Source organism: Dolosicoccus paucivorans (assembly GCF_900100125.1).
GTDB lineage: Bacteria > Bacillota > Bacilli > Lactobacillales > Aerococcaceae > Dolosicoccus > Dolosicoccus paucivorans.
In genome coordinates, this window is sequence record NZ_FNEL01000058.1 from 1 (window position 1) to 10,663 (window position 10,663).

Consider the following 10,663-nt stretch of genomic DNA (forward strand, 5'->3'; position numbering starts at 1 on the left):
ATGACTGTGAGGACGGCGACTTTTGTTACGTAAGCTATCCCACGTCTTATCGTAACGCTTGCGCCAACGTTGGACGTTTTGACGGCTTGTGCCATAACGACGGGCTGCTTTGGCGTTATTATCATATTTTTCCGCATACTCAACAACTTTTTGCCTATATCGCATTTCTTCTGTTATAATTGACTTCATGGGGAGCTTCCTTTCACACTATTGTTTTTTATTCGTTAAATATAGTGTACCAGAAGCTCCTCTTTTTTTATGTTTTCGTGTCACATATGTATGATACCCTTACAGTACCACAAGCAGATTTACCGCTAAAAGAACAAGAAAAAGAATCTCAAGAGGTGACAACAGCCAAACCAACTAAAGGACAAGAAAAAGAAACATCCCCTGTCATAACAAGTAAAGTAGCTAAGCAACCAAAAGCATCAGCTACCACAAAGGATAAAAAAGAGTCTCAAGAAGTAGCACAAGCCAATACATTACCTAATACAGGCGATAAAGAAGTGACATTATTTGGCTTAATTACTTTCTTATCAGGTCTAGGATTAACCTTTACACGCCGTCGTCGCGAAAATTAGTCATAACTTAAAAACTAATTCATTATTTTACTCATTGGAACTTAAAAACCTTTTAAAAAGGTCTTAAGTTCCTTTTTGGTTTGTAATATGGTATATTCGGTATGTATATCATCTGTTCCCTTATTCACTAACGGAGGTTATTTATGAAATCTTTACTGAAGAAAACGCTACTTTTATCTGCCGCTCTGTCTTTGAGTGGTGTTGTCACTCCCTTAACTCTAGCTGAAGAAGGGGTCGCTCAAACAGACGTAGTTGTCTTAGAACATTTACCTGAAGACATTGAACTCCCTTCAACTTATGAAGAGTTTAGTGCTTATTTAGATCAATTGGATTTATCAGCTTATGAAGAAGACTCTGTTCATCCAATGATTTCTGCTTTTTTTAATCGCTTAAAAGAATTACCAACAAAACAAGATGGCTTTTATTCGGATCAAGAGTGGAACTATATTGAATTAATGAGTCACTCTTATATTTTTGAATCCATGATGCCTGGTCTACCTGAAGTGGAAAAAGAAGGTCTTGCCACCTTGCGCGAATTAATTTATGTTGCGAATGACTTAATGGCGCCTCTTCGTGCTGAATTTTACGCTCAATCGGCATCGGAATTGGCGGATAAAAGTTTAAACCAAGTATGGCAAGAACAAATGGAGCACTGGAACACATGGTCTATGCAACATTTAGAAGAAGCTCACGCGATTCAGTTAGTGGCTAACGCTAAAGGATTTGATCCTCATGTTTTCTACTATACTATTGAACCAGCCCCCGCTGGTTATGAAGGGTACGCCGATCCGATAGGTCATAAAATCTTTGGAGATATGAACTTAAGTTATCAAGTCAACCCAGCCACTCAAGAAGTATTTAACTTAGACTTTAAAGGGGACGCCACAGCCATTCCATCTTCTTTTAATTTCGAAAAAGAATACGGCGTAGCCGTTGAAAATCATTTCAGATCCATTCAAGAATAGTTGTATTAAGCTCAAAGGCAGTGAAAATTGCTTTTGGGCTTTTTTCGTCCGCCTTAAGTCTGATTGAAAATACGATAAAAGATTGATAAACTTTTCATAAATTACGAAAGAAAGATTGGAAGACCATAATGAATAAACGAATGAAGTTATTAACAGGAGTCATTACAGGAAGCACAGTGGTACTACTAGGAAGTGGGTATTTAGTTTACCGATCTGTTGCGGTTCCTCCAACGGAATATGTCCAAGCGGCCGATGGTGATGAGAATCATTACTATGAACTGTACACCGTTACGAAACAAGAACCGACCTCAATTGATGGGAAAGTGTCTTTAACGACGGATCAAGTGTACTATATTAACCCCGAACTTGGTGAGTTGAATCACTTGTTTGTGAAAGACGGTCAAAAAGTTAAAAAAGGCGAGACATTATTTAATTATCGCCAAGAGAAAGTAACACAAGAAATTGAAGACGCGCAACGTAACATGCGCCGGTTGATGCGAAACCGTCAAGAAGCGATTCAACAACTAGCAGATATGACAGGGAAGACTTATGATAATTATGGAAATGAATTAGTCGGTTATTGGGCTGCCAATGGCCAATATTACTATGAAGTTGCGGCAGACACTAAGACAACTAAAGAAAGTGGCTTTAAAGAAATTATTGGCCCAGGTGAAGGCAATTATATGCCGACAAATGAAGGGGAGGCTTCGATTCAAGAACTAAATGACCAAATTGAAGATTTACAAATTCAAGTGGAACGTTTAGAAAATCAAGATCAATTAAACGTTAAAGCTAAAGCTGATGGCGTCGTTAAAGTTGACCGTGACGGCGAAGATAATCCAAGTACTCCTTTAGTGCGCGTTGTAAGTAATAAAGTCTCTATTGTTGGCGAAGTAGGTGAGTACGACTTTTATGCTTTAAGGGAAGACATGCCCGTAAAGGTTCATGTTAATGCAGAAAACCGCGATATTGAGGGCCGATTAGTTTCCTTTGATGACGTGCCGAAAAGTCAAATGCCAACAGGCCAAGAAGATGCCTTAAATACGACTAAACAAGAAGGAACTGCCGGCAATAGTCGTTATGGTTTTACGGTTGCGATTGATGAGTTTATTCAGCCTGGCTACAGCGTTAAAGTTCAAATTGGCTTAGACGGGGTAATGGTTCCCCAAGACGCTCAAGTAACGGACGCTAAGGGAGATCCGATAGTTTTTGTCTACCGCGACGGAAAAGCGCATAAAGTCTCTTTAACAATGGATCAACAAGGGACATCTAAAGTGGCGGTGAACGGGATAAAAGAAGGCGATCAATTAATTTTAAACCCTTATAACTTAAAAGACGGACAAGACGTGACCATTATGGATCCTAACAGTGAGGAGTGAAATTATGTCAGCTAGTAAGACACTTACTCCTTTAATTGACATTAAAAATATCAATAAATATTATCAAATGGGTGAACAAGAGCTACACGTTTTAAAAGATGTTAATTTAACTATTTACTCGGGTGAATTCGTCTCGATTATGGGGCCTTCAGGGTCAGGAAAATCCACTTTAATTAATGTGTTAGGCTTTTTAGATTATCGGTACGATGGGGATTATATTTACCAAGGAAAACCTATTGAAGAAGCGAATGACTCAAAAATTTCTTGGTTAAGAAATCATCAAGTAGGGTTTGTCTTTCAAGACTTTAATTTAATTGATAGTATGACTGTTTACGAAAACGTCCAACTTCCTTTACTTTATGCAGGACTGACGAGTCGTCAAAGTAAAGATAAAGTAATGAACGCGTTAGAAAGTGTCGGCTTAAAAGATAAAGCAAAACACCGTCCTTCCGAATTATCAGGGGGTCAAAAGCAACGGGTCGCTATTGCGAGAGCTTTAATTAATGAACCGAGCTTTATTATTGCCGATGAACCAACCGGGGCGTTAGATACTAAAACAGCACGTTTAATTATGGATATTTTAAAAGAGCGAAATGAAAAAGATCGCGTCACGATTGTTATGGTTACCCACGATCCAACCCTTCAAAGGTATGCTGACCGGCATATTACGATCGTTGACGGCGTGGTTAGTCAAGTAAATTCCGCTCAAGCGGACCAGATGACACAAGAATTTAATCGTTTGACAGCTCAAAGTAGTTTAAAAGAAAGTGGGGAAGATGAATGAAATTAAGTGAAATCATTAAATCTTCCTTTGCGACCTTACGTCTTAATGGGCGACGGACTTTTTTGACGATGATTGGTATTATTATCGGTATCGCAGCGGTGATTACCATTTTAAGCTTAGGAAATGGGAGCCGTCAATCAACGATTGATGCGCTAACAAAAGACGATAAAGGACGATTAAGTCAAGATTTCTACTATACGCCAAGTCCTTTTGAAGAAAAGAATAAGACCCATATCCATCGAGATAATCCTTACAGTCAAGATAAACTCCAAGCCATTGAAGAAATGGAGGGGGTCGATGAGGTGATGGTGGATACTCAGTACGCGGTTGAAACGTTTTATCCTGAAGTCACGTTGACGAATCAAAAGCGTTACGATGAGATTGCCTTTGTAGAACAAACGGATTTAGAGATGGTAGTGGGGCGTAATTTAACGATGAGCGATAATGAATCCGGCTTACGTTATATTGTGATCAGTGAAGAAGTAGCTAGGGATTTATTTGGTAGCCCAGAACTGGCTTATCAACAAGGGATTGAATTGGATCATCGTTCTTATACTGTCGTAGGTGTTTTTAAAGAAAGTGATAGTCAGTTAGAAATTAGCTTTGGAATTCCTGATAAAATGCCTACCTTTGAAGTCGGGTATATTCCTTATGAAACTTATTTACGTTACTACGATTTACCAGAAGATACAAACTATTTAAAGGTCTTCTTTAAAGATAACGTCGATATGAAAGGTATTTCCCAACAAATTCAAGGGTATTTAAATGACCACGCACCTGAAGGGGGCACTTATAATTACTTTGACATTAGTGAGATGATGCAAGAAATTAATAGTGCACTTAATCAAATTACTGTCTTTATTAGTAGTGTCGCAGCGATTTCTTTATTTATCGCTGGGGTTGGGGTTATGAATATGATGTATATTTCTGTTGCGGAACGGACGAAGGAAATCGGTATTCGCCGCTCCTTAGGAGCGACTAAGCGAGCGATTCAAACTCAGTTTTTACTTGAAGGAATTGCGATTACTACTTTAGGTGGAGTGATTGGTTACTTTTCAGGGATCGCTTTAGCCTTTTTCATCGCCCAATTTTTACCGTTTTCAGCGATTTTAGATGTCAAAACAGCCCTTGGAACAGTCCTTGTTTCCGTTACGATCGGGATTGTTTTCTCTGTTTTCCCAGCACGGACGGCAGCTAAGAAGAATGTGGTCGAAATTTTACGTTAAGAAAAACTCTCTTTTGCATTTTTTAAAGCAAGAGAGAGTTTTTGTGTTTATTAACTTAAATCCCAAAGCATTAACCCAGTAAAGTCGTCATATTGACGTTCAACAGTTGTATCTAAAATGCGAATAATGATTTCGCAAGTTAAACGAGTGTAAGCTTCGACTAAATGACCACCGTAGACGTTTCCTTTAGGGTCTGACAAAGTGATGTGGAAATGACCATGATGTTTGCCGTTATTTTGGCTAATATTTCCTTGCATTGATGTCATTTCTAAACACTCTTTATATTCAATAGTGTGGTATTCTTTTGAATCGGGGTCGTAACAGCCTACCGTAATGCGTTCGATGGCTCCGATCCCTGATACTTGAGCGGTTTTAATATTATAATGTTCAGCCACTTGTTGGATTGATTCGTGAATTTCATCGCCTACGTCTAAACGAACCAATACAGTGTTGTCGACTAATTTATGTTCCATAAATGATCATCCTTTCTATCTCTAGTTTATCAGTCCTTACTATGTTGTTCTAATGTTTACCTTTTCCTATAATTTCTAATGTTTATTTTAAGTGAAATTAATTACAATTATATTACAGATGTGTTACAATAAAGATAGTAAAGGAAGACATTTATTTAAGGAGGGGTCCAAATGTTACGTCGAAAAGAAATGGTTCTAAAAGCGAGCGCCGTCTTGTCTGCAGTTGCTGCAGGATTGGCCCTCCAACCATTTGCACAAGCAAAAGAGATTTATGAAGTCAAACCTGGAGATAATTTTTACCGTATTGCGGTGGAACATAATATTACGCTAGACGAATTGTTAGAAGCTAATCAAATGGATGGAAGCACACTCTTAGTAGGAACTAATTTAGTGATTCCGGAAACAAACGAACCCGAAGTAGCGCCTGAAGTAGAACAACCTGCGCCTCAAGAAGTTGAAGAAACTGTTCAACCTCAAGAAGAGAATGGATTCAAAACGAACGCTGAAGCGGTTGAATATGCTAAAAGCCATTTCGATTGGCACCAACACCGGGAATGGCGAGTAGAATATGAAGACGGTCACTTTGTCGTCCATTTTGATCCGCGAATTAATAAACCAGAACCACAACCAGAAACTAACGAGCAACCTGAGGCAAAAGCTGATCATTACACAGTTCAAAAAGGTGACTCATACTACAAAATTGCCATTCAACATGGTTTGACTGTGGATGCATTGAAAAAAGCCAACAACGCCACATCAAACTTTTTACAAATTGGCGACCAACTGGTTATTCCTGGAATTGAAAAGCCAGCACCTAAACCTGAGAATAAACCAACTGACACAAATGGTTTCAGAACACTAGACGCAGCGGTGAAATACGCGAAAGACAACTTTGATCCCGCTAAACACGATGAATGGTATGTGGATTGGAAAAACGGCCACTATGAAGTGCGTTATGATATGAAGAAAGTGGTTAAACCAGTAGAAAAACCAAAACCAGCACCAGAAACAGGTCATTACACTGTTAAAAAAGGCGACTCATACTACAAAATCGCCACTCAACATGGTTTAACTGTGGATGCATTGAAAAAAGCCAATAACGCCACATCAAACTTTTTACAAATTGGCGACCAGCTCGTTATTCCTGGAGTGGAAAAACCAGCACCTAAACCAGAAAATAAACCAACTGACACAAATGGTTTTAGAACTTTAAATGCAGCAGTTAAATACGCGAAAGATCACTTTGATCCCGCTAAACACGACGAATGGTATGTGGATTGGAAAAATGGCCACTACGAAGTGCGTTATGATTTTAGATAACCCCTCAAGACTTGCTTACATATAGTAGGTGAGTCTTTTTTTTATATCACAAAGTCAGTGTTTTTGATATGTAAACTCTGTTGTGTCAGTGTTTTTACTTATAATAAAAATCACAAATAATAATAAAAAAGGTCAGAAAAATGAAAAAAATGTAAAGAAATTAATAGTATATTTTAATTATTTAATGTATAAAAGTTGCTATAATTTAGTGTGGTCAAAAGTTGTTATCTCAACAGTAGGAGGTAGAGATATGAAGAAGATAAAGTTAATTAAACCATTATTTCTAACAAGTGCCATTCTTTCAGGAGTGGTTGCAGCAAACGCATTTTACGCACCTGTAACCCACGCTGAAGGAGTAGTTCAAAGTGAAATGGCACCCATGGCTGAAAATAATGCGTTAGCTGACGCAAGACAAGCCGCTGAACAAGCAAAACAAGAACTGGAAGCAGCTGTTGTGGCACAAAAAGCAGCCCAAGCAGAAGTAGATGCTGAAAAAGCAAAATTAGATGCTGGCCATACAAACGTTAACACTGCTCAAACAGAAGTAGAAAATAAATTAGATGCTCAAGTTAAAGACTTAGGTGACCAACAAGTCAAACTAGAAGAACAAAAAGAGCAAGCAGTTAAAGAACAAGTCAACGCAACAAACGAATTAAATGCAAAAAAAGAAGCATTAGCTGAAGTAGAAAAAGGTGCCCAATCCGACGAATTGAAAGCGCATCAAGATAAAGTAGACGGACTTAAAGAAGAAAAGCACCTTTAGATACAGAAGTTGAAGAGGCTAAAAAAGCTCAAGAAGAAGCACAACAAGCTGAAGAAGCTAAAACCGAAGAAGCAACTAAAGCTGAAGAAGTGGCTAAAGAAGCTGAAACTAAAAAAGAAACCGCTCAAACAGAATTAGATGCCGCTAACAAAGAGCTTGAAGATGCGAAAAATGCTGCGCAAACCGATGACGCAGAAGCTCAAAAGAAAATTGCTGAAAAACAAGAAGCTTTAGATGACGCTAAAAATGATTTAGTAGGTAACGAACAAAACATTGAAGCTAATAAAGCAAATGTTGCTGAGCAAACTAATAAAAAGAATGGCTTTGAAGCTGAATTAGAAGAAACTAAAAAAGAAATTGCTCAACTTGAAGAAACAGCTAAACAAGCTGAAGATCAAAAAGCTGAGTTAGAAACTCAAAAAGCTGAATTAGAACAGAAAAAACTGAAATTGAAGAACAACTTGCAGCTGCGAAGGAAGAATACGATAAATTATCTGGAGATCAAATCAAAGCTGAGGCTACAAGAGATCAATTAAAAGATCAAGTTCAAGAACTGACAGAAGCTGTTTCTGGACTAGAACAGAAAAAACTGAAACTGAAACAGAATTAGCTCAAGCGGAGCAAAAAGCTCAAGAAGCTCAAGCAAAGCTAACTGAGGCTGAAGAAAAATTAAGTGAGTATGATCCCAAAAGTGAAGAAAGTGCTGGCACTACGGAGGAAGAATTACAAAAATTAGCCGATCAAGCTCAGATGTTATTAGAAAATGCGAAAGCAGAACTTGAAGCAGCTAAAGATGAAGCGACTAAAGCAGCCGAAGATTTAAACACTAAAAAGTCAGAGTTAGAAGCAGCACAACAATCTCTACCAGAAGCTGAGAAGGCAGCAGAAGAAGCGGCTACTGTAGCCAAAGAAGCAAAAGATAAAGCTGATGAGGTAGAAAAACAAAAATCTGATAATCTCCAACAAACTAAAGAAGTAGATACCAAACTTGCTGAAGAAACTAAAAAAGCAGACGAAGCTAATGAAAAATTAGGTGCAGCAAAAACTGCCGCTCAAGTTGTAGAAGCTAAAATTACTGATGCTGAAACAAAAGTAGAAGAAGCACAAAAAGCATTAGCAGAAGAAGAAGCAAAAACTGACGCTCTAAAACAAGCAGTTGAAGAAGCTCAAAAAGCATTAGATGAAGCTCAAGCAGAGCAAAACCAACCAAATGCTGATATTGCAGCTAAAGAAGCAGCTGTTCAACAAAAACAAGATGCTTTAAATAAAGCAACTGAAGAAGCAACAAAAGCTGAAGAAGCTAAAGCCGTTGCTGCAAAAGAATTAGAAGACGCTAAAAATGCTAAAGAACAAGCAGAACAAAAAGTTCAAGAAGCTCAAACAGCTGCAGATGCTAAACAAGTTGAATTAGATAAAGCTCAAGAAGAATTAAAAGCAGCTCAAGAAAATCAAGATGCGGCTCAAAAAGAAGCGTTAGAAGCAGCACAAAAAGCGGTTGAAGAAGCTCAAAAAGCAGTCGACGCAGCAAACGATAAAGTTAATGAATTGGATCAAGAAATTGCTAACCTTCAAACAGCAGCTGATTTATTAAATAAAGAAAGCGAAGCTTTAAGAAACGCTGACTTAGGTACATTAAAACAAGAAGTTGAAAAGCAAGAAGCTGGTCAACCAAGCATTTTAGATAATCGCCCAGCCTTAGCACAAGCTGTAAAAGCTTATGCTGATGCAGAAGTGAAAGTCGAAGAAGCTAAAAAAGCGTTAGAAGATGCAACTAAAAAAGTAGCAGAAAAAGAACAAGAAGCTCAAAAGCTAGAAGATGAAGTTAAGAAATTAGAAGAAGAGCAACAAAAACCAGCACCAGAAGAGGATCCAAACAAAGAGCCTGAGAAACAACCAGAGAATCAACCGCAAGAACCTCAACCAAACCCAGAAGGTGAAGAAAAACCGGCTCCAGAAGAGGATCCAAACAAAGAGCCTGAGAAACAACCAGAGGAACAACCACAAGAACCTCAACCAAATCCAGAAGGTGAAGACAAACCAGCACCAGAAGAGGATCCAAACAAAGAGCCTGAAAAACAACCAGAGGAACAGCCGCAAGAACCTCAACCAAACCCAGAAGGTGAAGGAGAAAAACCAGCACCAGAAGAAGATCTGAATAAAGAGCCTGAGAAACAACCAGAGGTACAACCGCAAGAACCACAACCAAACCCAGAAGGTGAAAAGCCAGGCGAGCAAGCTCCTGAAGTTAAACCAGAAGGCGACAAACCAGAAGAAAAATAAACATTCGTTGCTACTTACGAAGTTCGCGACGAAAAAGGTAAAGTGGTTAAAGTACTTCAAACTGAACCTTGGGAAGATTGGGCAGCAATAGAACAAGCTTCTGTTGTGGTGGCTAACGAATTTGGTAAAGCCTTAGGCTTTGGTGAATTTAAGTTTAACGTCGAAGCAACTGATAAAGGACTAACTTACTACTTCGTCCAAAAAGCAGTTAAACCAGAAGTAAAACCAGATAACAATGCCAAACCAGAAATGAAACCTGAAGATAAGAAAACTTATAAAGTAACTTATGAAGTTCGTGATGAAAAAGGCAACGTTATTAAAGTACTTCAAACTGAAACTTGGGAAGACTGGGCAGCAATGGAACAAGCTTCTGTTGTGGTAGCTAATGAATTTGGTAAAGCATTAGGCTTTGGCGAATTTAAGTTTAACGTTGAAGCAACTGATAAAGGATTAACTTACTACTTTATCCAAAAAGCAGTAAAACCAGAGGTTAAACCAGAGCAAAAACCTGAAACAAAACCAGAGGTTAAGCCTGAAGCTAAACCAGAACAAAAACCAGAAGTTAAACCTGAGGCTAAGCCTGAACAAAAACCTGAAGCAAAACCAGAAGTTAAACCGGAAGAAAAACCAGAAGTTAAACCGGAAGAAAAACCAGAAGGCGAAACAAAACCAGAAATGAAGCCAGAAAAAGAGCATAAAGAAGAATCAGCAGCTGAAAAAGCTGAAGCTTCTAAAGCAATTTCAAGTGAAGACAAGTTACCAGAAACAGGTGACTACAGTCTATTTGGTGCAGCAGCATTATCACTTCTTACAGGTTTAGGTTTAGTTAACCCACGTAGAAGAAAATAATAATTGAGAATCATTTTTCAGCCCCTTGAGCTTTTAAAGCTTA

General features: G+C 38.4%; 12 protein-coding genes. 10 read left to right on the top strand and 2 right to left on the bottom strand.

What is annotated here, in order from left to right:
- Window positions 1–189 (bottom strand): helix-turn-helix domain-containing protein (locus tag BLR79_RS07515; protein ID WP_143338815.1); only part of this gene is annotated, 189 nt, incomplete at its 3' end.
- 86 nt (window positions 190–275) lie between these two features.
- On the opposite strand from BLR79_RS07515, the gene BLR79_RS07520 reads away from it, so the two are divergent.
- The 5 genes from BLR79_RS07520 to BLR79_RS07540 all read left to right on the top strand — a co-directional run bounded on the left by BLR79_RS07520 (window position 276) and on the right by BLR79_RS07540 (window position 4,935).
- Window positions 276–581 (top strand): LPXTG cell wall anchor domain-containing protein, encoded by a 306-nt coding sequence (locus BLR79_RS07520; RefSeq protein WP_092086553.1) that lies wholly within the window; start codon window positions 276–278, stop codon window positions 579–581.
- Between the two features lie 143 nt (window positions 582–724).
- A complete protein-coding gene (locus tag BLR79_RS07525; protein ID WP_092086556.1) occupies window positions 725–1,546 on the top strand; it encodes a hypothetical protein in 822 nt (273 codons plus the stop codon).
- Window positions 1,547–1,674: 128 nt separating this feature from the next.
- Entirely contained in the window at window positions 1,675–2,925 is a 1,251-nt protein-coding gene (locus BLR79_RS07530) for an efflux RND transporter periplasmic adaptor subunit (RefSeq protein ID WP_092086559.1), read from the top strand.
- A 4-nt stretch (window positions 2,926–2,929) separates the two neighbouring features.
- The gene (locus tag BLR79_RS07535) at window positions 2,930–3,709 is read left to right on the top strand and encodes an ABC transporter ATP-binding protein (protein ID WP_092086562.1); all 780 of its coding nucleotides are present in this window, start codon (window positions 2,930–2,932) and stop codon (window positions 3,707–3,709) included.
- On the top strand, window positions 3,706–4,935 hold the full coding sequence (locus BLR79_RS07540) for an ABC transporter permease (RefSeq protein ID WP_092086565.1): 1,230 nt from the start codon (window positions 3,706–3,708) through the stop codon (window positions 4,933–4,935). Before BLR79_RS07535 ends, BLR79_RS07540 begins: the two co-directional genes overlap by 4 nt.
- Before the next feature lie 50 nt (window positions 4,936–4,985).
- On the opposite strand, the gene BLR79_RS07545 is transcribed toward BLR79_RS07540, so the two are convergent.
- Window positions 4,986–5,408 carry a PPC domain-containing DNA-binding protein gene (locus BLR79_RS07545; RefSeq protein WP_092086568.1) on the bottom strand — a complete coding sequence of 141 codons (423 nt, stop codon included), beginning with the start codon at window positions 5,406–5,408 and terminating at the stop codon, window positions 4,986–4,988.
- Window positions 5,409–5,579: 171 nt separating this feature from the next.
- Here BLR79_RS07545 and BLR79_RS07550 point away from each other — a divergent pair, with 171 nt between their 5' ends.
- The 5 genes from BLR79_RS07550 (at window position 5,580) to BLR79_RS09135 (ending at window position 10,620) form a co-directional block, all read left to right on the top strand.
- The gene (locus BLR79_RS07550) at window positions 5,580–6,728 is read left to right on the top strand and encodes a LysM peptidoglycan-binding domain-containing protein (RefSeq protein ID WP_092086571.1); all 1,149 of its coding nucleotides are present in this window, start codon (window positions 5,580–5,582) and stop codon (window positions 6,726–6,728) included.
- 250 nt (window positions 6,729–6,978) lie between these two features.
- The gene (locus BLR79_RS07555; RefSeq protein ID WP_092086574.1) at window positions 6,979–7,491 is read left to right on the top strand and encodes a hypothetical protein; all 513 of its coding nucleotides are present in this window, start codon (window positions 6,979–6,981) and stop codon (window positions 7,489–7,491) included.
- Between the two features lie 89 nt (window positions 7,492–7,580).
- Window positions 7,581–8,027: a hypothetical protein gene (locus tag BLR79_RS07560; RefSeq protein WP_092086577.1), complete on the top strand. Its 447-nt coding sequence runs from the start codon at window positions 7,581–7,583 to the stop codon at window positions 8,025–8,027.
- Between the two features lie 214 nt (window positions 8,028–8,241).
- A complete protein-coding gene (locus BLR79_RS09070; RefSeq protein ID WP_159427628.1) occupies window positions 8,242–9,771 on the top strand; it encodes a hypothetical protein in 1,530 nt (509 codons plus the stop codon).
- Window positions 9,772–9,813: 42 nt separating this feature from the next.
- Window positions 9,814–10,620, top strand: coding sequence for an LPXTG cell wall anchor domain-containing protein (locus tag BLR79_RS09135; protein ID WP_200778864.1), 807 nt, complete (start codon window positions 9,814–9,816; stop codon window positions 10,618–10,620).
- Window positions 10,621–10,663: the final 43 nt, after the last annotated feature.

Bases quoted from the DNA above. Each gene is read 5' to 3' on its own strand.
- BLR79_RS07520 (WP_092086553.1), top strand. From the start codon at position 276: ATGTATGATACCCTTACAGTACCACAAGCAGATTTACCGCTAAAAGAA.
- BLR79_RS07525 (WP_092086556.1), top strand. From the start codon at position 725: ATGAAATCTTTACTGAAGAAAACGCTACTTTTATCTGCCGCTCTGTCT.
- BLR79_RS07530 (WP_092086559.1), top strand. From the start codon at position 1,675: ATGAATAAACGAATGAAGTTATTAACAGGAGTCATTACAGGAAGCACA.
- BLR79_RS07535 (WP_092086562.1), top strand. From the start codon at position 2,930: ATGTCAGCTAGTAAGACACTTACTCCTTTAATTGACATTAAAAATATC.
- BLR79_RS07540 (WP_092086565.1), top strand. From the start codon at position 3,706: ATGAAATTAAGTGAAATCATTAAATCTTCCTTTGCGACCTTACGTCTT.
- BLR79_RS07545 (WP_092086568.1), bottom strand. From the start codon at position 5,408: ATGGAACATAAATTAGTCGACAACACTGTATTGGTTCGTTTAGACGTA.
- BLR79_RS07550 (WP_092086571.1), top strand. From the start codon at position 5,580: ATGTTACGTCGAAAAGAAATGGTTCTAAAAGCGAGCGCCGTCTTGTCT.
- BLR79_RS07555 (WP_092086574.1), top strand. From the start codon at position 6,979: ATGAAGAAGATAAAGTTAATTAAACCATTATTTCTAACAAGTGCCATT.
- BLR79_RS09070 (WP_159427628.1), top strand. From the start codon at position 8,242: ATGTTATTAGAAAATGCGAAAGCAGAACTTGAAGCAGCTAAAGATGAA.